Origin of the sequence: Dinoroseobacter sp. PD6 (genome assembly GCF_028807315.1) — a bacterium.
Classification (GTDB): domain Bacteria; phylum Pseudomonadota; class Alphaproteobacteria; order Rhodobacterales; family Rhodobacteraceae; genus Dinoroseobacter; species Dinoroseobacter shibae.
Window position 1 is genome coordinate 42294 of the sequence record NZ_JARAMN010000010.1, and the last position, 22133, is coordinate 64426.

Annotated in this window: 20 protein-coding genes; 7 read left to right on the top strand and 13 right to left on the bottom strand. The window is 66.6% G+C overall.

Annotated elements, in window-relative coordinates:
- Positions 1 to 287: 287 nt before the first annotated feature.
- A complete protein-coding gene (locus PVW48_RS15840; protein ID WP_274582018.1) occupies positions 288 to 656 on the bottom strand; it encodes a hypothetical protein in 369 nt (122 codons plus the stop codon).
- A gap of 118 nt (positions 657 to 774) precedes the next feature.
- Here PVW48_RS15840 and PVW48_RS15845 point away from each other — a divergent pair, with 118 nt between their 5' ends.
- From PVW48_RS15845 to PVW48_RS15855, 3 genes are all read left to right on the top strand, one after another.
- Positions 775 to 1227 (top strand): MarR family winged helix-turn-helix transcriptional regulator, encoded by a 453-nt coding sequence (locus tag PVW48_RS15845; protein WP_274582019.1) that lies wholly within the window; start codon positions 775 to 777, stop codon positions 1225 to 1227.
- 164 nt (positions 1228 to 1391) lie between these two features.
- A complete protein-coding gene (locus PVW48_RS15850) occupies positions 1392 to 2792 on the top strand; it encodes a selenium-binding protein SBP56-related protein (protein ID WP_012177434.1) in 1401 nt (466 codons plus the stop codon).
- Between the two features lie 3 nt (positions 2793 to 2795).
- Complete coding sequence (locus PVW48_RS15855; protein WP_274582020.1) at positions 2796 to 3455, top strand: hypothetical protein; 660 nt, start codon at positions 2796 to 2798, stop codon at positions 3453 to 3455.
- On the opposite strand, the gene PVW48_RS15860 is transcribed toward PVW48_RS15855, so the two are convergent.
- The 6 genes from PVW48_RS15860 to PVW48_RS15885 form a co-directional block, all read right to left on the bottom strand.
- A complete protein-coding gene (locus PVW48_RS15860) occupies positions 3441 to 4811 on the bottom strand; it encodes an MATE family efflux transporter (protein WP_012177432.1) in 1371 nt (456 codons plus the stop codon). The two genes, PVW48_RS15855 and PVW48_RS15860, sit on opposite strands and share 15 nt — an antisense overlap.
- A 41-nt stretch (positions 4812 to 4852) precedes the next feature.
- Positions 4853 to 5449 (bottom strand): SAM-dependent methyltransferase, encoded by a 597-nt coding sequence (locus PVW48_RS15865; protein WP_012177431.1) that lies wholly within the window; start codon positions 5447 to 5449, stop codon positions 4853 to 4855.
- Between the two features lie 9 nt (positions 5450 to 5458).
- Positions 5459 to 6415: a nickel/cobalt transporter gene (locus PVW48_RS15870; RefSeq protein ID WP_012177430.1), complete on the bottom strand. Its 957-nt coding sequence runs from the start codon at positions 6413 to 6415 to the stop codon at positions 5459 to 5461.
- Positions 6403 to 7083: a DUF1007 family protein gene (locus tag PVW48_RS15875; RefSeq protein ID WP_274582021.1), complete on the bottom strand. Its 681-nt coding sequence runs from the start codon at positions 7081 to 7083 to the stop codon at positions 6403 to 6405. The genes PVW48_RS15870 and PVW48_RS15875 overlap by 13 nt, the downstream gene beginning before the upstream one ends.
- A 42-nt stretch (positions 7084 to 7125) precedes the next feature.
- Positions 7126 to 8070, bottom strand: a complete 945-nt coding sequence (ppk2, locus tag PVW48_RS15880; protein ID WP_012177428.1) for a polyphosphate kinase 2 — start codon at positions 8068 to 8070, stop codon at positions 7126 to 7128.
- 180 nt (positions 8071 to 8250) lie between these two features.
- The gene (locus PVW48_RS15885) at positions 8251 to 9051 is read right to left on the bottom strand and encodes a hypothetical protein (protein WP_274582022.1); all 801 of its coding nucleotides are present in this window, start codon (positions 9049 to 9051) and stop codon (positions 8251 to 8253) included.
- A 652-nt stretch (positions 9052 to 9703) separates the two neighbouring features.
- Between PVW48_RS15885 and parE the strand changes: the two genes are divergently transcribed.
- Together parE and PVW48_RS15895 are read left to right on the top strand one after the other, a co-directional pair.
- The gene (parE, locus tag PVW48_RS15890; protein ID WP_274582023.1) at positions 9704 to 11668 is read left to right on the top strand and encodes a DNA topoisomerase IV subunit B; all 1965 of its coding nucleotides are present in this window, start codon (positions 9704 to 9706) and stop codon (positions 11666 to 11668) included.
- On the top strand, positions 11661 to 12926 hold the full coding sequence (locus tag PVW48_RS15895) for an ATP-binding protein (protein WP_274582024.1): 1266 nt from the start codon (positions 11661 to 11663) through the stop codon (positions 12924 to 12926). The genes parE and PVW48_RS15895 overlap by 8 nt, the downstream gene beginning before the upstream one ends.
- A gap of 877 nt (positions 12927 to 13803) precedes the next feature.
- Here the strand turns inward: PVW48_RS15895 and PVW48_RS15900 are convergent.
- The 6 genes from PVW48_RS15900 to PVW48_RS15925 form a co-directional block, all read right to left on the bottom strand.
- The gene (locus PVW48_RS15900) at positions 13804 to 14487 is read right to left on the bottom strand and encodes an ABC transporter ATP-binding protein (protein WP_274582025.1); all 684 of its coding nucleotides are present in this window, start codon (positions 14485 to 14487) and stop codon (positions 13804 to 13806) included.
- Positions 14480 to 15766, bottom strand: a complete 1287-nt coding sequence (locus PVW48_RS15905; RefSeq protein ID WP_274582026.1) for a lipoprotein-releasing ABC transporter permease subunit — start codon at positions 15764 to 15766, stop codon at positions 14480 to 14482. Before PVW48_RS15905 ends, PVW48_RS15900 begins: the two co-directional genes overlap by 8 nt.
- Before the next feature lie 69 nt (positions 15767 to 15835).
- Entirely contained in the window at positions 15836 to 16522 is a 687-nt protein-coding gene (gene aqpZ / locus PVW48_RS15910) for an aquaporin Z (RefSeq protein ID WP_274582027.1), read from the bottom strand.
- 97 nt (positions 16523 to 16619) lie between these two features.
- Positions 16620 to 17195 (bottom strand): peroxiredoxin, encoded by a 576-nt coding sequence (locus PVW48_RS15915; RefSeq protein WP_274582028.1) that lies wholly within the window; start codon positions 17193 to 17195, stop codon positions 16620 to 16622.
- Positions 17196 to 17383: 188 nt separating this feature from the next.
- Positions 17384 to 18721 (bottom strand): proline--tRNA ligase, encoded by a 1338-nt coding sequence (gene proS, locus PVW48_RS15920; protein ID WP_012177421.1) that lies wholly within the window; start codon positions 18719 to 18721, stop codon positions 17384 to 17386.
- A gap of 81 nt (positions 18722 to 18802) precedes the next feature.
- Entirely contained in the window at positions 18803 to 20185 is a 1383-nt protein-coding gene (locus PVW48_RS15925; protein WP_274582029.1) for a mechanosensitive ion channel family protein, read from the bottom strand.
- Positions 20186 to 20347: 162 nt separating this feature from the next.
- Here PVW48_RS15925 and PVW48_RS15930 point away from each other — a divergent pair, with 162 nt between their 5' ends.
- Positions 20348 to 21433, top strand: a complete 1086-nt coding sequence (locus PVW48_RS15930; RefSeq protein WP_012177419.1) for an AI-2E family transporter — start codon at positions 20348 to 20350, stop codon at positions 21431 to 21433.
- Complete coding sequence (locus PVW48_RS15935) at positions 21430 to 22119, top strand: chromosomal replication initiator DnaA (RefSeq protein ID WP_274582030.1); 690 nt, start codon at positions 21430 to 21432, stop codon at positions 22117 to 22119. The genes PVW48_RS15930 and PVW48_RS15935 overlap by 4 nt, the downstream gene beginning before the upstream one ends.
- Positions 22120 to 22133 lie beyond the last annotated feature (14 nt).

Consider the following 22133-nt stretch of genomic DNA (forward strand, 5'->3'; position numbering starts at 1 on the left):
CCAAGTTCGTCGAGATCGGCGCCGTCAACACCCTCGACCCGACCTCCGGCGCCGGATTCGACATCGGCTCCGTGCGCGTCACGGCCCTGCGTTCGGCACCGCCGCCGCGGGGACAACCGCGGACGAGCGCCCTTTTGCCGGGCTCCGGCCTTCTGGGTGCGGCCGCGCTGCGCCGCCGCAAGCGCAAGAGCCGATCTCGCCCAACACCTGCATGTCAAAGGCCGATGCAAGCGCATCGGCCTTTTTCATGGTCCTGCTTAGAAGGCACCGCGGCGACCCGGGCCGGCTTATGCCCAGCGTTCGATCGCCGCCCTGGAATCGGTCGGCCCGGTATTGAAGGCGATCCGGGCTTGCGGCGCATGCTCATGCACCACGTTCACCAGGGTCTCGAATACCAGGAAATGTTCGTCATCCCGGCGCACGCCCGCCCCGATCATCACCACGTCATAGGCTGTTTCGCGCAGCTGCGTGGCCACCTGGTCGGTGGCAGTCTCACCACTCCGGATAAATCCGATCTCCGTCTCATACCCGGCCGCCTCCAACGCCGCCGCATCGGCCCGCAACCCGGCTTCGAGCTTCTCCGGCGTCAAGCCCGGCCACTTGCCATACGCCACCACGCTCGGGTGCCAGCCCACCATCAGAACCTTCTTTGCCATCCATGTCTCCTCCGTGCCTTGTGCCGCCCCCGGACCGGTCGAGGCAAACAAGGATTGCTCCCGGATCCGAGGCGGCCTATGAATGTTTACGCGTAAACTAAAACACAGACTAATTTACATGACAAACAAAAATCCGCTCCCGCCCTCCCTCGGGCGCCAACTGAACTTCACCACGGGCCAGATGAACGCGCTCTGCCAGGCCTGGCTGGCGCCCCACGGGCTGTCCTTGCCGCAATGGGTGGTGCTCTCGTGCCTGTGGCGGGAAGGCGAGATCAGCATCGGCCTGCTGGCCGAGCGGGTCGGCACCGGCCTGCCCGCGACCTCGCGGATCGTCGATCGCATGGAAGACCGCGGCCTGCTGGTCAAGCGCAAGGACCCCGAAGACCGGCGCAGCGTCCAAATTGCCGTGACCGCGGCGGGGCAGGCTCTGGACCACCTCGCGCGCTTCTACGACCATATCAACGAGGCCCTGCTGGCCGGGTTTACCCCCACGGAGCGCAGCCTCGCCTTCGACCTGCTGGCCCGGATGGAACACAACGCCCGCGCCGCCCAGGAGCGCGACGGCCCCTGACCGGACCAATATTGCGCCAGACCGCAGAAAACCGGAACAACGGCCCGATCCGCGCCCTGATGCAAAACTGTTTCCCAGAATCCCCCATCCATGGCACGCTTTCGGCCTGATGCGGAAGTAACGGTCAAGACTTGCACCGCATCCGGACATGGGAGGAGACACATATGAACCTGAGACCGGACCCGACATTCCACGCCACCCCCAAGCTCGCCATGGAGGCGCCGCCCGAAACTCTGGCCTTCACCCTGATGCTCAGTCCCGATGGCGCGCAACCGGACGGGCTCGCGGTGGTCGACGTGAACCCCGCCTCCGAAACCTACGGTCAGATCGTCCACCAGGTGATCATGCCCAATACAGGCGACGAGTTTCACCATTTCGGCTGGAACGCCTGTTCCTCGTCGCTCTCCCCGCTCAGCGGGCACGCCTTCCTCGAACGGCGCTACCTGATCATCCCGGGCATCCGCTCCAGCCGGATCTACATCATCGACGTCAAGGAGCCGCTGAAGGCCAAGATCCACAAGATCATCGAACCCGAAGAGGTCTTCGCCAAGACCGGCTATTCCCGCCCCCACACCATCCATTGCGGCCCCGAAGGCATCTATGTCTCGACCCTGGGCGGCGGCGGCGCGGACGGCATGGACGGCCCGCCGGGCATCTTCATCATGGATTGCGAAACCTTCGAGATCCTCGGCCGCTACGAGATGGACCGGGGCAAGCAGGACAAGCACTATGATTTCTGGTGGAACCTGCCGCGCGACTACATGGTCAGCTCCGAATGGGGCCTGCCGCCGCAATTCGAGAACGGGATCGTCGCCGAGGACCTGCTGGCCAACAAGTACGGCCATTCCATCCATTTTTGGAACCTGCGCCAACGCAAGAACGTCCAGACCATCGACCTGGGCGCCAATCACCAGATGGCGCTGGAAATCCGCCCCGCCCACGACCCGTCCCGCGATTACGGCTTCTGCGGCGTGGTGGTGGACACCACCAACCTGCAAGGCGCGATCTTCACCTGGTGGCAGAAGGACGACGGCAGTTTCGAGGCGAAGAAAACCCTCACCATCGACCCCCGCCCCGAGGACGCAGCGAACCTGCCGCCGCTCCTGCAAGGCTTCGGGGCGGTCCCGCCGCTGATCACCGACATCGACCTGAGCCTCGATGACAAGTACCTCTACGTCTCCTGCTGGGGCCTGGGCGAGATGCACCAATACGACGTCTCCGACCCGATGCACCCCAAGCTCGCGGGCAAGGTCGCACTGGGCGGCATCGGGCGCGGGACCACCCACCCCAACGGCAAGCCCTTCGTCTTCGGCCCCCAGATGGTCGAGATCAGCCGCGACGGCAAGCGCGTCTACTGGACGAACTCGCTCTATTCCACATGGGACGAGCAGTTCTACCCGGGCGAGGAGGGCGGCCAGATGGTCATGGCCCATGTGGGCGAGAATGGCGGGCTGACGCTGGACAAGGATTTCTACGTGGAGTTCCCCAAGGGCTACCGCAGCCACCAGATCCGCCTCGAAGGCGGGGACTGCTCCACCGACAGCTTCTGCTACCCCTCCGTCTGAGACGTGGACGCGCTGACCACCGCAACGGCCCTCTGGGGGGCCGTTGTCGCTTCGGGCCTCTACCACGGGATCAACCCGGGCATGGGCTGGCCGCTGGCGGTGTCCGCCGCCCTGATGGACCGCACGCCCGGCGCTTTGTTCAAGGCGCTGGTCGCCCTCGCGCTCGGCCACCTGGTGGCCATGGTCGCGGTGCTCTTTCCCTTCGCGGTGCTGATGTTTCTCGTGGACTGGCAGCGCCAGATCCAGATCGGTGCCGCCTGCCTCGTGATCGGGCTCGGGATCTACCTGCTGATCAACCGCCGCCATCCGCGCTTTCTCGCCCGCGTCCCGCCCAGCCGCCTGGCACTGTGGTCCTTCCTCGCGGCCATGGCCCACGGGGCGGGCCTGATGCTGGTGCCGATCTATCTCGGCATCTGCCAGACCCTCGACAGCGATGCGGGCCACGCCGCCGCCGCCACGCTGATGCAAGGCAACCTCGCCATCGCCGCATCCGTCGCCGTCGCCCACACGCTGGCGATGACACTCGCGGGCGGCGCGCTCGCCCTCGGGGTCTATCACTGGCTGGGGCTGAAATTCCTGTCGCGCAGCTGGTTCAACCTCGACGTGGTCTGGGCGCTCAGCCTGATCCTCGTGGGCGGCCTGTCCCTGCTACTCCCGCACTAGACCCCGCGCCTGCCAGCCGCGCCGCCCCCAGAACCGCCACATCAACAACATCGCCGCCAGCGCCAGCCCGACCACCAGCCCGGCCCAGATCCCGACCCCGGCCAGCGGCGTGTAGAACCCCAGGACAAATCCCACGGGCAAGCCCACCCCCCAATAGGCCAGCGCCGCGATCACCATGGGCACCCGCGTGTCCTGCACCCCGCGCAACAGGCCCAGCGCCATGATCTGCGCTCCGTCCGCGAACTGGAACAGGGCCGCCATGAACAGCAACGCAATCCCGATGCCCAGGATCTCGGCCCGCGCGGGCTCATCCGGCGACAGGAAAGCCCCGATCAGAACCTCCGGCATGGTCACGAACACCACCACCGTGCACAGAGAGAACCCCGCCGACAGGGCGATCGCCACCGCCCCGCCGCGCTTGAGTGCGGCCGCATCCCCGAGCCCCAGCGCCCGGCCCGCCCGCACGGTCGCCGCCTGGCTCAGGCCGACATGCACCATGAAGGTGATCGCCACCATCTGCAGCGCGATGCCATGGGCCGCCAGGTGCAGGGTCCCGATGGCGCCCATCATCATGGCCGAGGCCGCGAACATCCCGCTCTCGGCGAAACTCGTGACGCTGATCGGCCAGCCCAGCCGGTACACCGCCCGGAACGCCGACCAGTCCGGCACCCAGAGCCGCCGGAACAGGTCATGCTCGGGCAGCTTGCGCCGGGCATAGATCACCAGCGCCACCAGCGACACCAGATGCAGGCTCAGGGACGCCAGCGCTGCACCCCGGATCCCCAGCTCCGGCATCCCCAGCCGCCCGAAGATCAGCACGTAATTCAGCCCCGCGTTCAGCACCGCCGCCCCGATCGTGACCCAGAGAACGACCTGCGTCCGCTCCAGCGCCGAGAGATATCCCTTCAGCACCATGACCAGCAGCCCCGGACCCAGCGCCAGCCCCGCGATCCGCAGGTACTCCTGGGTCAGCTGCGCAGTGCCCGGGTCCTGCCCCAGCGCGACCAGCCAGGGCGCCGACCACAGCATCGGCGGCGTGACCACCGCGGCAAAGATCAGCACCAGCCAGAAGCCCATCCGCGTCACCCGCCGGATCTGCACCTCGTCGCCCTCGCTCGCGGCCTTGGCCACCATGGGCATCACCGCCCAGGCAAAGCCCGAGCCCACGATCAGCAACGCAAAGAAGATCGAGGACGAACCCAGAACCACCGCCGCCAGCGCCTCGGCGGAATACCAGCCGAGCATCACCGTATCCGTGGCCGAAATCGCGATCTGCGCCATGTGACTGCCGATCAACGGCAGACCCAGTTTCAGGATCGCGCGGGCATGGCCGAAGGAGGTGAGCGTCTGCGACATGATCCGGCCTTAGATCACGGCGCCCCCCCGGGCAAGGCCGCTCAGCCCGGCTTGCGCGCCACGAAGTCGATCAGCCCCGAGCGCCCGGAATGGCCCGGCCCCTCGTCGATCTCCGCGTCGTAATCGGCCGCGTGCAGCACCGCGTAGCCCGGGAAGGCCGCGCGCAGCATCTCCAGCTCGTACATGTTCGCCTCCGCCGGGGGCCCGCCGGTGCCGTAGCCCACCTGCCTCGGCGCATAGCCATGCAGCAAGAGCACCCCGCCCGGCTTGAGCGCCGCATCGAGCCCGGCGAACACCTCTGCCCGCGGCCCCGGCCCCATGAACTGGATGAAGATCGCGACCACCGCATCCACCGGCGCCGCCGCCCAGTCCCAGGCGAAGATGTCCGCCTCGTGGAAATCCACCGCCACGCCCTTCTCGGCGGCCAGCTTGCGCGCCTTGTCCACCGCGTTGGGCGCCGCATCGAAGGCGGTCACCTCATGGCCCAACCCGGCCAGGTGCACCGAATTGCGCCCCTCGCCATCGGCCACCACCAGCACCCGCGACGCGTCCGGGATATGGCCCGCCTGGGCCACCAGAAACGCCGCCGGGTCGCGCCCGAACAGGTAATCGGGCCGGTCGTAGCGCGCGTTCCACATGGGCCTCTCCTACATCCCCGCCTGCAACAGGCCCCAGGCCAGCAGCGCCACCAGCACCCCCGCCCCGATCTCCAGCACGCTGCCCAGGTGCCGCGCCTGGCTCCAGCCGCCGGAGGCCAGCGCGCTGCTCTCGCGCAGCCCCGTCGCCGCCACGGCCACCGCCACGGTCACGCTCGCCGTGCCCAGCGCCATGGCGACCACACCGGCCACCGCCGCCGCCTCGATCTGCAACCGCAGCCCCAGGATCAGCACGAAGAGCGCGCCGGTACAGGGCCGGATCGCCACCGCCCCGATCAGGGCCAGGATCTCCCGCGGGCCCCGCGCCGCCAGCACCGCGCTCGCGTCGGGCGCATGGGCATGACCGCAGGTCTCGCAAGCCCCGTCGCCGTGGCCATGGTCGTGATCGTGGTCGTGATCGTGGTCGTGCCCATGGTGATGGTCGTGATGGTCATGGTGATGGGCCTCGACCCGCCGCGCCGCGCGCAACCGCGCCACCCCGCGCCAGACCAGCCACAGGCCCAGCACCAGGATCGCCGCCGCACTCGCCGGCGCGAACCAGTCGTCGGCCACGCCCGTCAGCTGCGCCGTGCTCGCCTGGAACACCCAGGCGCCCACGCCCACCAGAACGATCGCCGTGGCCGCCTGCCCGAGGCTCGCGATCAACGCCACCCCCGACAGCCGCAGCATCGAGATCCGCCGCGCCACGCCGTAGCCGCCGATCACCACCTTGCCGTGCCCCGGCCCAGCCGCATGAAAGAAACCATAGGCGAAACAGACCCCCAGGAACCCCGCAAGCGCGCCCGCCTCGCCCACCCGCAGCGCGCGCAACTGCCCCGCCAGCGCGTCCTGCACCTCGCGCTGCTGGCTCGCGGCCCAGCGCGCGATCCCGTCGCCGCCCCCGCCCCAGAGCAGGAAGGCCAGCCCCCCCAGCAGCAGCAGCGCCGCGCCCGCGCCTAGGGCCCGCATGTGACACGCACCTCATGGGCAAATAGATCCCCGACCGCCGGAAAATCGTCCTCGAACAGCGGATCGTCGCTGCCCGCGAATTCCTGCAAGGCCGCCACCAGCTGCTCCGACGCCGCCTCCGGGTCGGGCACGTAAACCTCCGCCACGCAACCCTCCGGCGCGTTCTCCAGCCGCACGGGCAGGTTGATCTCGTAGGACGTGTAATATGTCGGATCGTAGATCTGCAAAATCACCGGCTCCGCCCCCACCGCGACCCGCGTCTCCAGCGCGCGCAGATGGGTGGACACGACCCGCCCCTCGTCATAGGCCGCGTCATACTCCAACGGTCGGGTCAGCGGCACCTCCGCGCCCCCGGCCAGCAGATAGCTGTCCCCGGCAAAACCCTCGATCCAGTTCATGTCGAAGCCCGACAGCTGCTCCGCCTCGCCGGGCTCCAGCACACCGTCGAAATCCGGGTCGAGGCCCTGCTCCTCCACCACCACCAGCGAGAACAGCGAATCGTAGGCCCACACGATCCGCACGGCCCCCAACCGGCCTTCCTCGTCGAACACGAGCGTCGCGCCCGCATCGATGAAGATATGCGGATGGGCAAACGCAGGAAGGCTCGCCGCTGCAACCCAGGCAGGGGCGAGCCAGGACACCGCACAAAAGGCGCGCAAAGCTTTCATGGGGCGAAGATAGTCGCTCCGCCCCGCAACCTCAATCGCCGCTCAACTGCTGCGGCGGGTATCGGGATGCAGCGAGGCGCCGAGGATATGCTCGGCCGAATGCACCACATGCCCCGCCCCGCCCACGATCAGCGGATCGGCCGGGGTCACGATGTCGTAATCCTTGTCCGGATAGTCCAGCGTCGACAGGAAATGCCGCATGCAGTTGAGCCGCGCGCGCTTCTTGTCGTTCGACTTCACGATGGTCCAGGGCGCGTCGGCGGTGTTGGTGTAGAAGAACATCGCCTCCTTGGCCTCGGTGTACTCGTCCCACTTGCTCAGGCTCGCCTTGTCGATCGGCGACAGCTTCCAACGCTTCAGCGGATCGGTCGCGCGACTGTCGAACCGGCGCTTCTGCTCGGCCTGGGTGACCGAGAACCAGTACTTGTAAAGCCGGATGCCCGACCGGGTGAGCATGCGCTCGAATTCCGGGGTCTGGCGCATGAATTCCAGGTATTCCGTGGGCGAGCAGAACCCCATCACCCGCTCCACACCGGCGCGGTTGTACCAGGACCGGTCATAGAACACCATTTCGCCCGCGGTCGGCAGATGCTCGATATAGCGCTGGTAATACCACTGGCCGCGCTCTTCGTCCGTGGGCTTGTTCAGCGCCACGACCCGGGCCGCGCGCGGGTTCAGGTGCTCGGTGAACCGCTTGATCGTGCCGCCCTTGCCGGCGGCATCGCGCCCCTCGAACAGCATCACGAATTTCTGCCCGGTCTCCTGCGCCCAGAGCTGCACCTTCAGCAACTCCGCCTGCAACTGCGCCTTCTCGGCCTCGTAGGCCCGGCGCGCCATCTTCCGGCGATAGGGATATCGCCCGGTCTCAAAGGCCTGCCGCACGGCCTCGGGGCTCGGCGACGGGCTCCGCGCGGGCGCCGCGGCACTCTGACCGTTGGACTTGGTCTCGGACTTGGGAAGATCGGCGATCGGGGTCTGGTCGGTCATAGGCGCTCCTTGAGGTTCCCCGACGGCCTAGCAGGTTCGCGCAGCGCCGACTTTGACACGAGTCAAGAACTCCTGCCACGCCCTGACAAGGCGCGCAGGTCCCCCGACCACGGGGCACAAGACATAAAAAAGCCGCCCACATCCCTGTGAGCGGCTCTATATTTTTCAAAAGGCCGAAGCTCAGCCGCGGGCTTTGCGTGCCCGCAAGGCCACCGCTCCAAGCGCCCCGATCAGCAACAGACCAGACGCCGGCAACGGAACCGGCGCGGGCGGCGCCCCGAAGCCCGGACCACCGATGCCCACTCTCATACCGTCAAGCGAGAAACCGTCGTCTTTGCGAAAGGTCACGCCATCCGACTCGAAGTTGAAGAAATCGATATCCGCAGCGGTCACTGCGCTACTGAATTCGATCACGACGATGCTGGAATTCCCATCGGGCAGTTTTCCACCGACGCGTTGCTCGAACGTGTTGCCGCCACCCGCGTCGATCCGAAGGAATGCGCCCTGGTCGCTACCATCGGTCAGGGTGAAAAAGATCGCGTCGAAGGAAGCTCCCCCGAGGGACACATCCCACTCGATCCCGTGGGTATCGTTGCTGTCGAGGAACCACGACCCGGTCGTGGGAATCTTGTTGCTGCGTCCGAACACGGTCCCGTCGCGCAGGGCGAGCCCGGTCCCATCATTTGGAAAGCCGCTTCCCGTCACGGTCCCGCCACCGCCTGTGCCGCCGACCGTTTCGAAGTTGCCCACAGCGGTGGACAATGGCGAGCCCTGGAAGCCGACCTGACCCTCGACGGTCGCTCCGCCGCCCGGCCCGAGGTTCTCGAAGTCCTCTCCGTTGAACGTGCCGAGCCCCTCGATGAAACCAAAGCTGGTCGCGTCGAATTCCTGCACCGAAATCGAAACCGCCCAGACCGGTGCCGCCCCGAGGGCCAGCGCCGTTGCGGTCGCCAGTAGTCCTGTCTTGAATGTCATCGTCACACTTCCACTCGTTGTAGTCCAAATACCAAATATCACTATCACATCTGCGCCCGCGGAAGTCAAACTTTGTAAAGATTGTCTTAACACCGCGCCAAATCGGCAGTCTTCACGCGCAGGCGGTCGAAAGTTGCACAAATAAGCAGCAGTCTCGACCGCGTTCCCAGCGCAGGGCGCGTTAGCGGCCCGCGCGAACCGCCGCCCTCGCACCAGCCTGGAGGCCGTGATTCGTCCCCTCCGGCCCTGCGCCCCGCGCCCTGCACGCCCCGCCCGGCCCGGGCTTTACGTGGCCGGCACGGACTTGTCGCGACCAATCGCACATGCGGCGGGCACGCCACCCCGCGCACGCGATTGCCCCGCCAGCGGCACCTGAACTCGGCGTCCACCGCCACACCCGGCGCGCAAACCGCAGACCGCCCCTGGTCGCGCACCGCGTCACGACCGGCGAACTCGCCGCTCTCGCTCCGGGCGGCGATCATCGCCCCCGCGACGAATGATGCCCCCGCGCTCACCCGACGCACCGGCCTCAGCCCCCAAGGTCGTGCGCCTGCCCGCCCGGGCGGCGACATCCCCGCCCCCCTTCGCCCCTCGCGGCCACTTCCCACCTCCCCCCCGCCCTGCCATACTGGCGCAAACACCAAGAATGAGCAGTCCCATGGCCAACGACCTTCTCTCGGGCGCGCGCGCCGACACCGCCGCCACCTATGACGCCTCCTCGATCCAGGTGCTGGAGGACATGGAACATGTCCGCCTGCGCCCCGGCATGTATATCGGCGGCAAGGACGACCGCGCCCTGCACCACATGGTCGCCGAGATCATCGACAACTCCATGGACGAGGCGGTCGCGGGCCACGCCACCTGGATCGAGGTCGAGCTGCACGAAAACGGCCATGTCTCCGTGCGCGACAACGGCCGCGGCATCCCCACCGACCCGCACCCGAAAACCCCCGACAAATCCGCGCTGGAGGTGATCTTCTGCACCCTCAACGCGGGCGGCAAGTTCTCCGGCGACAGCTACGAGACCTCGGGCGGCCTGCACGGCGTCGGCTCCTCCGTGGTCAACGCGCTCAGCGACCACCTGCGCGTGGAAGTCGCCCGCAACCGCGAGCTTTACGCCATGGAATTCTCCCGCGGCGTCCCCCAGGGCAAACTGGCGAAAATCGGCGCCGCCCCCAACCGCCGCGGCACCGCCGTCACCTTCCACCCGGACCCGGAGATCTTCGGCTCCCTCGCCCTCAAACCCGCGCGCCTGTTCAAGATGGCCCGCTCCAAGGCCTACCTCTTCTCCGGCGTGGAGATCCGCTGGAAAACCGCCATCGACGACGGCGACACCCCCGCCGAGGCCACCTTCCACTTCCCCGGCGGGCTCAGCGACTACCTGAACGAAACCCTCGGCCAGGCCGCCACCTATGCCGACGCGCCGTTCTCCGGCACCGTGTCCTTCGAGAAATTCGGCCGCCCCGGCAAGGTCGAATGGGCCATCAACTGGACCCCCGCCCGCGACGGCTTCATCCAGTCCTACTGCAACACCGTCCCCACGCCGGAGGGCGGCACCCACGAGGCGGGCTTCTGGGCCGCCATCCTCAAGGGCATCAAGGCCTATGGCGAGCTTGTCTCGAACCGCAAGGCCGCCACCATCACCCGCGAGGACCTGACCACCGGCGCGGGCGCGCTGGTGTCCTGCTTCATCCGGGAGCCGGAATTCGTCGGCCAGACCAAGGACCGCCTCGCCACGGTCGAGGCCCAGCGCATGGTCGAGAACGCCGTGCGCGACCACTTCGACAACTGGCTCGCCGCCGACACCAAATCCGCCGGCGCCATCCTCGACTTCCTCGTCCTGCGCGCCGAGGAGCGCCTCCGCCGCCGCCAGGAAAAGGAAACCGCCCGCAAATCCGCCACCAAGCGCCTGCGCCTGCCCGGCAAGCTGGTGGACTGCTCCGCCACCAACCGCGCGGGCACGGAACTGTTCATCGTCGAGGGCGACAGCGCGGGCGGCTCCGCCAAGATGGCCCGCGACCGCAAGACCCAAGCCCTGCTCCCCCTGCGCGGCAAGATCCTCAACGTGCTCGGCGCGGCGTCGTCCAAACTCGGCTCCAACCAGGAGATCAGCGACCTCACCCAGGCCCTCGGCGTCGGGCTCGGCAGCAAGTTCAACATCGAGGATCTGCGCTACGACAAGATCATCATCATGACCGACGCCGACGTGGACGGCGCCCATATCGCGTCCCTGCTGATGACCTTCTTCTTCACCCAGATGCGCCCGATGATCGACGCGGGCCACCTCTATCTGGCCTGCCCGCCTCTCTTCCGCCTGACCCAAGGCGCGAAACGGGTCTATTGCCTCGACGAGGCCGAACGCGACGCCTGGCTGGAAAAAGGCCTCGGCGGCAAAGGCAAGATCGACGTCTCCCGCTTCAAGGGCCTCGGCGAGATGGACGCCAAGGACCTCAAAGACACCACCATGAACCCCGAAACCCGCAAACTGATCCGCGTGAGCATCGACGAGGACGAACCCGGCGAGACCGGGGATCTGGTCGAGCGCCTGATGGGGAAGAAGCCAGAAAAGCGCTTCGAGTACATCCAGGAGAACGCCCGGTTCGTGGAGGAGTTGGATGTCTAATTCTGTAGGAATAGATCGGAAAGAGTTTCGCAATCGTCTTGATTACCTTCTGCATCCGTCCCGGCACATTGAACTGGCCGCGCAGCTCAAAGGGCGAGAAAAAACTCTTGCGGAGATGCTCGATGCCTTTGAAACTCCTGGCGCACATCCGTTTATCTGGGGCGCACGCGGGATAGGCAAAACCTCAGTAGGCCACACCGCCTGCATTGTTTTTGACAACGTGGTCGAGCTGCGCGCGGCGGTTGCCTGCGGAAAAGACACCTCCTTTCGATCATTGCTTCAGGACATTCTAGATGCCTCGACGGAGAAAAATCCGTCTATTCTAAAGAGCATCAAGGCCAAAGGGCAGTTCAGTTTTTTGGGTTTGACTATAGCAGGAGAAACCCTTGATCTTTTTCAAGTCGGCGAAACGATAAGCCCAAACCAAGCTGCCAGTTTGATTGATAGAGTAATAGTGGGCGACGATGTTGACCTTACTCCTTGCTTGATAATCGATGAATTTGACCGATTGGAGAACGATGATACTTTTCAATGTCTTTCTGATATGCTCAAGCAAATGTCAGTTCGAAACTCTCGGGCGAAGATTATCTTCTGCGGGGTAACGCGTGATCTAGACGACCTGTTGAGCGCCCATGAGTCAATCGATAGATATGTCCAAGGAGTAGAGCTAGCCCCCCTGTCTCACGATGCAATTTGGGAGATTGTGACCGACGTAGAAGAAGAGTTTGGCGTATCCTTTCATAAGGGCCAACGCACAAGAATAAGTCAGATCTCTTGCGGCTACCCACACTTTGCACATCTAATCTTGAAATCTACTCTTCTGAGAATGTTCGAGGATAAAATTTCTACCTCAAACGTTTCGGATGATCTTTTTAAATCTGCGCTAAACAATGCTTCAGACAAGGCGGCGACTAGACTGAGAACCGCTTATGACAGCGCCGTGCAGAAAGGTACTGACCGGTATATAGAACTTTTGTTTGCTTTGGCCAACGGCCCTCATCTTGCAAAGCAATTCAAGCAGATCTGCACTGACTATGAAGAGATCATGAAGGAGCGGCCGGAAAGACCTAGATACAATACGATCAAGAACAACGGACAGGATATTCGGAATGCACTTGAAAGCCTTTCGAAACGGCGTTTTTTAAGGAAATCCCGTTCAGGCTGGTACGAGTTCACCGATCCTATGCTTCGCGGCTATGTAAGATTGCAGGCCGAAAAAGAAGGGATTGAGCTCGGAGACAGCCACTTCGGCGCTTAGTCCATTCACCAAACCGGTCAACAAGGGTCCGAGCCCGGGGTTTAACCCGCTGCTGCCAGAAACCGGTTCGCAACCCTACTCCAACCGTCCCAGAAGCATCCTCCCCGCCAAACACCAAGCCGCGCGGTCGCCGACCCGCGGGGTGGCGTTCCAACAGCCCAGCGGCGCGCTTTATGGCAGCCAAACACATTCCCCGCTCCGAACTAAGCACCAACCCCAACCAATCGCCGCCCCGGGGGGCGGGTCGGCGATCGCGCGGCGGCCTCCGGCCTTGTCCCGCGCTAGGGGATAAGCCGAAATGAGGGAATGTCGGCCCCTCTCGCGCATTGCTGCGCAATACGCTGCCGGCCTACGCGCGCGCCAAAGGCGCACGCTTGGATCACGCGGCGGCCTGCGGTCTTGTCCCGCGCTACGCACAAAGCCAAACAGGGGGAATGTCGGCGCCTCTCGCGCATTGCTGCGCAATACGCTGCCGGCCTACGCGTGCCGCTGCGCGGCACGCTAGGATCACGCACCGCCCTCCGGCCTTGTCCCGCGCTGGGGCGCTTGGCGCCACCGGAGCAATGTCGGCCCCTCCCGCACGGTGCATTGCATCGTGCAACCGACCTGCGCACGCCTGCGGTGCACGCCCCGATGCCGGGGTGAAACCCCGGCCTGCACCTGCGCACAAAACCCCGCACCAAGCGGCGCGCGGCGCACACCGCCCACACCGCCCGTAGGCCGGGGTTTCACCCCGGCGCGCCCCGGCGCCGCCACCCCAACCCCGGACCGCAATCGTAAACCAATCCCTAACCCACCGTGCGAAGGTGCCCGACACTTGCCCGACACATGGCCGACGCAAGGCCGACGCCGATCCGACCCCTGTCGGGCGCCCCCTCTAGGCCTCGGAAAGCATCCCGTTTTCCATCCGCACCACCCGGTCCATCCGGCCCGCCAGCGCCATGTTGTGGGTCGCGATCACCGCACTCAGCCCGGTCTCCCGCACCTGCGCCATCATCGCGTCGAACACCGTGTCCGAGGTGGCAGGGTCCAGGTTCCCGGTCGGCTCGTCGGCCAGCAGAACCCGGGGCGCATTGGCCAGCGCGCGGCAGAACGCGACCCGCTGCTGCTCCCCGCCCGACAGCGCCGCGGGACGGTGCGTCAGCCGCGCGCCAAGGCCCACAGAGCGCAGCAGCCCTTCGGCCCGCGCCCGCGCGTCGGCTTCCGGCACCCCGTCCGCAAGCTGCGGCAGGATCACGTTCTCGGCGGCATCGAATTCCGGCAGAAGGTGATGAAATTGATATATAAATCCGACCTCGCGACGGCGCAGCCCGGTGCGTGTCCGGTCCGGCAGACCCGCGACCGCCGTACCCGCCAGCGTCACCGTCCCCGCATCCGGCACATCCAGCAGCCCCGCGATATGCAAGAGCGTCGACTTGCCCGACCCCGAGGGCGCAACGAGCGCCACGACCTCCCCCGGCGCCACGGTCAGGGACGCGCCGCGCAGCACCGCGATCTCCCCCGGCGTGCCCGCATTGTAGGTCTTGGTGATCCCCTCCAGGACCAGCACCGGCTCACTCATAGCGCAGCGCCTCCACCGGGTTCATCCGCGCCGCCCGCCGCGCCGGAAAGAGCGTCACCACGAACGACAGCCCCAGCGACAGCGCCACCGCCGAGGCGACATCCCCAAACTCCAGCTTGGCCGGCACATTGTAGATCCCCCGGATGCTCGGATCCCAGACACCACCCCCCAAGGCCCAGTTCACAAAGGAAAAAACCTGGTCGATATAGATCGCGAAGAGGCAGCCGAGCACCACGCCAAGCGCGGTTCCGATCACCCCCGTGGCCGCGCCACACAGGAAAAACACCCGCAGCACCGCGCCCTCGCTCAGCCCCATGGTGCGCAGGATCCCGATGTCGCGGCCCTTGTTCTTCACCAGCATCACGAGGCCCGAAATGATGTTCATCGCCGCGATCAGCACGAGGATCGACATGATGATGAACATCACGTTGTCCTCGATCTCCAGCGCCCGCAGGAACCCGCCCGACGCGTCCTGCCAGGTCCACAAGAGCGCCCCCTGCCCCGCCGCCTGCATCAGCCCCAGCGTATAGCGGTCGAGGTTTTCGGGATCGGTCACCATCACCTCGATCTCGTCCGCTCCGCCCTCGCGGTTGAAAAACGCCTGAGCTTCGGCGAAGGGCATGTAGACCCGGGTCCGGTCGATGTCGAACCGGCCGAGCGAAAACACGTAAACCACCTCATAGGCCTTGACCCGCGGGCTGGTCCCGAAGGGTGTCTTCACCCCGTCGGGCGAGATCAGCCGGATCATGTCGCCTACTCCCACGCCCAGCTCCCGCGCCACGCCGGAGCCGATGGCGATGCCTTCGGAGAACCGGTCGAGGTCGCCCCGCGCGGTCTCGTCCGCCGCGATCCCGGGCAGGGAACGCAGGTCGCCCTCGGACAGCCCGAACACCTCCACCCCGGACGTGCGGCCGTCATGTGTGGTGATGACCTGCCCCCGGATCAGCGGCGCGGCCCGGGTCACGCCGGGCACCGCCGCCAGCGCCTCGGTCCGCGCCGCGTACTCGGTCAGCAGACGGGAGGTCGCCCCGGTCTCGGCGTCATAGATCGCGCCGTATACCGTGACATGGGCGTTGGCGCCGAGGATGGTGTCGACAAACTCCGCCCGGAACCCGCTGCGCACGGCAAGCGTCGCGATCAGGGCGAAGACCGCGAGCGTGATGCCCACCAGGCTGATCCAGGTCATCACGCTCACCCCGCCCTCGGAGCGGCGCGCCCGCAGGTAGCGCCAGGCGATCAGCCATTCGAAACGGGCAAAGGGCGGGGGGGAACGGACCACGGGCGGGCTCCTGTCTGGGTGCCCGCCCGGTTTAGCCTGCCCACGGGCAGGGTCAATCGTTGCGCGAGATCAATCCTCGTCGAGCGCCGCCCAGATCAGCGCCCCGATCACCGCGCCCGCGAGCGGTGCGGCCCAGAAGAGCCAGAGCTGGCCCAAAGCCGGGCCGTCCGCATAGATCGCCATGGCGGTGGAGCGTGCCGGGTTCACCGAGGTGTTTGTGATCGGGATCGAAATCAGGTGGATCAGCGTCAGGCACAGCCCGATGGCGATGGGCGCGAAGCCTTCGGGCACCATATGCGAGGTCGCCCCGAGGATCACAATCACGAAGACCGCCGTCAGCACCACCTCGGCCACCATGCCCGACATCATGCCGAACCCGCCCGGGGAGGCCACGCCGTAGCCATTGGAGGCAAAGCTGCCGACGCTGGCGAACTCCGCCTGGCCCGACATGATGACGAACAGCGTTCCCGCCGCCGCCGCCCCGCCCAGAAGCTGCGCGATCCAGTAGGGCGGGATGTCCTTGGCCTCGAACCGACCCGCGATGGTCAGCCCCAGGGTCACGGCCGGGTTGAAATGGCCGCCGGAAATGCCGCCCACCGCATAGGCCATGGTCAGGACAGACAGCCCGAAGGCCAGGCTGACCCCGACCCAACCGATGCCCACCTCGGGGACGCCGGCCGCAAGCAACGCGGCACCGCAGCCGCCGAAAACCAACCAGTAGGTGCCGATGAATTCGGCCAAGGTACGTTTGAACATGTTTATCCCCCGTGTCGCGCGCCGCCATCCGGTCGGCGCAATCCGGGGTAGAGTGCGGCAAAACCACGCAACTGCAAAGAGATTTTTCCGCCCGTGGTCAGCGGTTTGGCGCGGCCTTGAGCCAGCTTTCGACCTCCGCCGCGTTCCGGTCCGGCGGAAAGACCGGGTAGAAACACGTGGCGATCCGCCCGTCCCGCGCGATCAGGGTCAGCCGCTTGAGGCAGGTGATCCCATCGGCCTCGAACGTGGGCAGGCGCAGGGCGCGGGTCAGGGCACCGGCGGCATCCGACAGCAGCGGGAACGGCAGGTGCAGCCGCGCCGCTGCCGCCGCCTGATCCCTGGGCGACTGGGTGGAGATCCCGAAGACATGGGCTGCCCCAGCGGCCTGGAGATCCGCGAAATGGTCGCGAAAGGCGCAGGATTGCGGGGTGCAGCCCCGGGCGCCGGGGATGTCGTTCCACCCTTCGGGCAGGGCGACGCCGGGAGTGCCGGTCATGGGATAGACATAGAGCACCGCGGTGCCCGGGAGCCGGTCCAGCGCCACCGTGCCGCCGCCCGTCGAGGGGAGCGCCACGGCAGGCAAGACCATGCCCGGCAGATGTGCCGCCGCCCCGTCATCGACGGGTTTGGGCAGTTCCGACCACTCGATTTCAAAGCCGTGCTGACCTGTCATGTCTTCCCTTCCCTCCGAGCCGGGCCAAGGATTTTCGAAAATCCTTGCCCGGGACCATCCCGCGGTCTGTTGCACCGGGCCGCCGGGTCAGGCCCAACCGCCCCCCGCGGCTGTCTGTCTCGCACTCGGTCGGGCCGGGACCAAGGATTTCCGAAAATCCTTGGCAAGGCTCTTGCAAGAGCCTTGGCTCAGGCCCCTGCGTAGCGCGCCACGACCTTGGCCACCGCGGCTTCGGGCGACAGCTCCTCGCTCTCGCCGGTCTTGCGGCTGGTCAGCTCGACCACCCCGGCCTTCAGCCCGCGCGGCCCCACGGTGATCCGCCAGGGCAGGCCGATGAGGTCCATGGTGGCGAACTTGCCCCCCGCCCGCTCGTTCCGGTCGTCATAGAGCGGCTCCAGCCCCGCCTTGGTCAGCGCGTCATAGAGCCCTTCGCAGGCCGCATCCGCCGCGGCATCGCCTTGCTTGAGGTTCACGATCCCGCAATGGAACGGCGTCACCCCTTCGGGCCAGATGATCCCCTTGTCGTCATGGCTTGCCTCGATGATCGCGCCCAGCAGGCGGCTGACCCCGATCCCGTGGCTGCCCATGTGCACCGGCACCTGATTCTGGTCCTTGTCGATCACCGTGGCGCCCATGGCGTCGGAATACTTGGTGCCGAAATAGAAGATCTGCCCGACCTCGATCCCGCGCGCGGAGCGGCGTCGCGCCTCCGGCACCTTGGCGAAGGCGTCCGGGTCATGGGTCTCGTCCGTGCGGGCGTAGCGGGAAGTGAACTCCTCCAGCACCGCCTGGCACTGGCCCACATCGTCATAGTCGATCTGTCGGTCGCCGAAGCTGAGATCCGTGATCTCGGCGTCGTAGAACACCTCGCTCTCGCCGGTCTCGGCCAGCACGAGGAATTCATGGGTATAATCCCCGCCGATCGGGCCGCCATCGGCGCGCATCGGGATCGCCTGCAGCCCCATCCGCTCGTAGCTGCGCAGATAGCTGACCAGGTGACGGTTGTAGGCGTGCAGCGCCGCCTCCTTGGTTAGGTCGAAATTATACCCGTCCTTCATCAGGAACTCGCGCCCGCGCATCACGCCGAACCGGGGCCGGACCTCGTCGCGGAATTTCCACTGGATGTGATAGAGCGTCAGCGGCAGGTCCTTGTAGCTGCCCACGTTCGACCGGAAGATATCGGTGATCAGTTCCTCGTTCGTGGGCCCGTAGAGCATGTCGCGCCCGTGCCGGTCGGTGATGCGCAGCATCTCCTGGCCGTAATCGTCGTAGCGCCCGCTCTCGCGCCACAGGTCGGCCGATTGCAGGGTGGGCATCAGCATGGGGATATGGCCCGCGCGCTGCTGTTCCTCGTGCACGATCTCTTCGATCCGGCGCAGCACCTTGTAGCCCAGCGGCAGCCAGGAATAGATCCCCGCGCTGGCCTGCTTGATCATGCCTGCCCGCAGCATCAGCCGGTGGCTGACGATCTGGGCCTCGGCGGGGGTTTCCTTGAGCACGGGCAGGAAGTAGCGGGACAGGCGCATGGCGGTACCTTTGCAGACAGTTCACGGGGTTTTGCGCCACGGCGGCGGGCTTGGCAAGAGTGCCCGGACCCGGCGGGCCGGTCAGCCGCGCAGCAGGTTCTCTTCGCCGCTGCCTTCGACCTCCGCCGCCATCTGGGCGTCAAGGTCCACGAGGTCGGTTTGCAGATCGCCTTCGGCCTCCGACACGTCGGTCTCCCGCGCCGCGGGGGCCGGGCGCGGCGGGGCGGGGGCGGCGGTGGGGGGCGCGTCGGCCTGGTGGATCGGAATGCCTTGCGGGAAGATCACCTCGCGGGCCTCGTCGGGCATGGACACGCCGGCCTCGGTCAGCGCCTGCTTGACCCGGCGGATCAGGGCCGAGCGCAGCTTGATCGGCGAGACCCGCGCCCCGTCGAACCAGAAATAGACCATGACGTTGACCGTCGCCGCCCCCAGGCTGTCGGCCAGGACCATCGGCTCGGGGTCCTGCACCACCGCCTCGTGCCCGCGCAGCACCTCCAGAATGATGTCCTGCACCTCCGAGATCGGCACGTCGTAGCCCACGCCCACGGTGAAGGTCTCCCGCCGGGAGGCGCTGGTGGTGTAGTTTTCGATGGTGGTCTTGAAGACCTGCGCATTGGGGATCTGGATATGGTTGCCCTCGGGCGAGACCAGCACGGTGGAGCGCGTGTTCATCGAATGCACCACCCCCAGATGCTCGCCCACGCGGACAACGTCGTTGCGGTGGAAGGGCTGGCGGATCGACAGCAGCAGCGAGGCGAGGAAGTTCTCGGCGATGTCGCGGAAGGCGAACCCGATGACGATGCCGACGATCCCCGCGCCGCCGATAAGCGACAGCGCCAGCTGGGTCAGGCCCGCCACCTGGAGCACCACGTAGACCCCGATCAGGAACACCGGCAGCGCGATCAGGCGGGCGAGCACATCGCCGAGAAAGGCCGACCGCACGCGCCCGCGCAGCATCCAGCGCGCCAGCCGCCCGACAAGGCGCGACAGCAGCAGCGCCAGCGGCAGGATCAGCACCGCCGCCAGGATCGACGGGGCCGCCGCGACGGCCTGGTCCCAGAGCGCGCGCATCTCGGTCTCGATCGGGTCGAGGGTCAGCTGCACCTCCTGGTCCAGTTGCAGCCGGTTGACGATGGCCACCACCCCGTCGGTCTTGGCGGCCAGATCGCGCAGCCAGTCGCGCCGTTGTTCGGTCGTCACGGTGCCGTCGAGGAACACGATGCCGTCCTCCACGCGCAGGGTCACGTCGTCATACCAGCCGGTGGTCTCGAGAATGCCCGCCAAGCGTCGCGCGATCTGCGTATCGGCAATGCCCGCATCCACGGAAACGGTCTGGTCGGTGTCCACCACCTCTTCGGAGGGCGCGGGCGCGGATGAGGTCTGGGCCACCGCCTGGAGGAGGCGGAGATCCACGAGGATCAGCGCCAGAAGAACAAGGCAGGGCAGCAGACGGGACAAACGCATGGGGCATCCTTCGCCAAGACCCCGGCACAGGCCGCGCCCGGGGCAATCGCCGGGTCAACCCCCCGAGGATGCAATCCGTTCCCGCCTCGGGGCCGGAAACTGCCTGCGCGGGCTTGAAACTGCGCTCCGGGCGCGCGATGAACACTCCAAAGGAGCACGCCCTTGGCCTTACCTGTTCGACAACAAGTCCTGTCCTGGAGCATCGCAGCGCTCGTCTTCCTGGCGCTGCTGTGGCTTCTGGGCGATGTCATCCTGCCCTTCGTGGTGGGCGGCGCGATCGCATATTTCCTCGACCCCGTGGCCGACCGGCTGGAGGCGATGGGGCTGAGCCGCACGATCTCCACCGCGATCATCGCGCTGGTGGCGGTGTTCGTGTTCATCATCGCAGCCCTTCTGATCATCCCGACGCTGATCCAGCAGACGATCGCCCTGGGCGAGGCCATCCCGCAGATCCTGTCGCAATTGCAGGCTTTCCTGTCCGAACGCTTTCCCAGCCTGAACGATCCCGAGAGCACCATCCGGGAATCCCTCGCCACCCTGGGGGAGATGATCCGCTCGCGCTCGGGCGAGCTGGTCAACAAGGTCTTCGCCTCGGCCCTCGGGGTGATCAACGCGGTGATCTTCATCATCGTCTGCCCGGTGGTGGCGTTCTACCTGCTGCTGGACTGGGACAACATGGTGGCGCGAATCGACGATCTGCTGCCGCTCGATCACAAGGCCACGATCCGCAAGCTGGCCGGCGAGGTCGACGGGGTCATGGCCGGGTTCGTGCGGGGCCAGCTGACCGTGTGCCTGATCCTGGGCACCTTCTATTCCATCGCGCTGATGCTGGTGGGGCTGCAATTCGGCCTGGTGGTGGGCGCGGTGGCGGGGCTGCTGACTTTCATTCCCTATGTCGGATCGCTGGTGGGCGGAACGCTGTCCATTGGCCTGGCGATCTTCCAGTTCTGGGGCGATCCGGGCTGGATCGTGGCGGTGGCGTTGATCTTCATCCTCGGCCAGATGATCGAGGGCAATTACCTGACGCCGAAACTGGTGGGCGACTCGGTCGGGCTGCACCCGGTCTGGCTGCTCTTTGCGCTGTCGGCGTTCGGGACGGCCTTCGGCTTCGTCGGTATGCTGGTCGCGGTGCCGGTTTCGGCCATGATCGGGGTGCTGGTGCGCTTCGCCATCGGGCAGTATCGGGGCGGGCTGCTCTATCGCGGCCTGTCGGGCAGTCGTCCACCGCCGGATGAAGAGGCCCGATGAGCGCGCCGCAACAGCTCGCCTTTCCCCTGCCTGCCTGGCCCGCCCTAGGCCGCGCGGACTTTATCGCAGCGCCCTGCAACGCCGAGGCCCTGGCACGCATCGACGCGTGGCCCGAATGGCCCGCGCCGCGGCTGGTGCTGTGCGGCCCGCCGGCCTCGGGCAAGACCCACCTGGCGCAGATCTGGGCCGCCAAGGCCCGGGCGGAGACCCTGCCTGCCCGGTTGTTGACGCTCGACATGGTGGCGGAGCTACCCGCGCAGGTGGCCATCGAGGATGCCGATCAGCTTTTCGGGATGGGTGAGGCTCAGGAGGCGCTGTTTCATCTGCACAACCGGCTTGCGGCGGAGGCCGAGGGCGCGCTGCTGATCACCGGGGCCGCGCCGCCCGCGCGCTGGTCCATAGCCCTGCCCGACCTGGCCAGCCGCTTGCAGGCGATGCCGCTGGCGCAATTGTCGGCGCCGGACGACGCGCTGCTGGGCGCGCTGCTGGCCAAGCTGTTCGAGGATCGGCAGATCGCGCCGCCGCCCAACCTGATCCCCTTCCTGCTCATCCGGATGGAGCGGTCCTTTGCCGCCGCCCGCGCGGTCGTGGCCGAACTGGACCACCGCGCCCTGAGCGAGCGCCGCGCCATCGGCACCGCCCTGGCGGCGGAAATCCTGACCTCTCTCGACCGCGCGCCCGGCTAGGGTGATCCCACCGT

Bases quoted from the DNA above. Each gene is read 5' to 3' on its own strand.
- PVW48_RS15865 (WP_012177431.1), bottom strand. From the start codon at position 5,449: ATGTGGAACGCGCGCTACGACCGGCCCGATTACCTGTTCGGGCGCGAC.
- PVW48_RS15860 (WP_012177432.1), bottom strand. From the start codon at position 4,811: ATGTCGCAGACGCTCACCTCCTTCGGCCATGCCCGCGCGATCCTGAAA.
- proS (WP_012177421.1), bottom strand. From the start codon at position 18,721: ATGCGCCTGTCCCGCTACTTCCTGCCCGTGCTCAAGGAAACCCCCGCC.
- PVW48_RS15840 (WP_274582018.1), bottom strand. From the start codon at position 656: ATGGCAAAGAAGGTTCTGATGGTGGGCTGGCACCCGAGCGTGGTGGCG.
- aqpZ (WP_274582027.1), bottom strand. From the start codon at position 16,522: ATGTTCAAACGTACCTTGGCCGAATTCATCGGCACCTACTGGTTGGTT.
- parE (WP_274582023.1), top strand. From the start codon at position 9,704: ATGGCCAACGACCTTCTCTCGGGCGCGCGCGCCGACACCGCCGCCACC.
- PVW48_RS15915 (WP_274582028.1), bottom strand. From the start codon at position 17,195: ATGACAGGTCAGCACGGCTTTGAAATCGAGTGGTCGGAACTGCCCAAA.
- PVW48_RS15935 (WP_274582030.1), top strand. From the start codon at position 21,430: ATGAGCGCGCCGCAACAGCTCGCCTTTCCCCTGCCTGCCTGGCCCGCC.
- PVW48_RS15925 (WP_274582029.1), bottom strand. From the start codon at position 20,185: ATGCGTTTGTCCCGTCTGCTGCCCTGCCTTGTTCTTCTGGCGCTGATC.
- PVW48_RS15850 (WP_012177434.1), top strand. From the start codon at position 1,392: ATGAACCTGAGACCGGACCCGACATTCCACGCCACCCCCAAGCTCGCC.
- PVW48_RS15875 (WP_274582021.1), bottom strand. From the start codon at position 7,083: ATGAAAGCTTTGCGCGCCTTTTGTGCGGTGTCCTGGCTCGCCCCTGCC.
- PVW48_RS15895 (WP_274582024.1), top strand. From the start codon at position 11,661: ATGTCTAATTCTGTAGGAATAGATCGGAAAGAGTTTCGCAATCGTCTT.
- ppk2 (WP_012177428.1), bottom strand. From the start codon at position 8,070: ATGACCGACCAGACCCCGATCGCCGATCTTCCCAAGTCCGAGACCAAG.
- PVW48_RS15900 (WP_274582025.1), bottom strand. From the start codon at position 14,487: ATGAGTGAGCCGGTGCTGGTCCTGGAGGGGATCACCAAGACCTACAAT.
- PVW48_RS15870 (WP_012177430.1), bottom strand. From the start codon at position 6,415: ATGCGGGCCCTAGGCGCGGGCGCGGCGCTGCTGCTGCTGGGGGGGCTG.
- PVW48_RS15845 (WP_274582019.1), top strand. From the start codon at position 775: ATGACAAACAAAAATCCGCTCCCGCCCTCCCTCGGGCGCCAACTGAAC.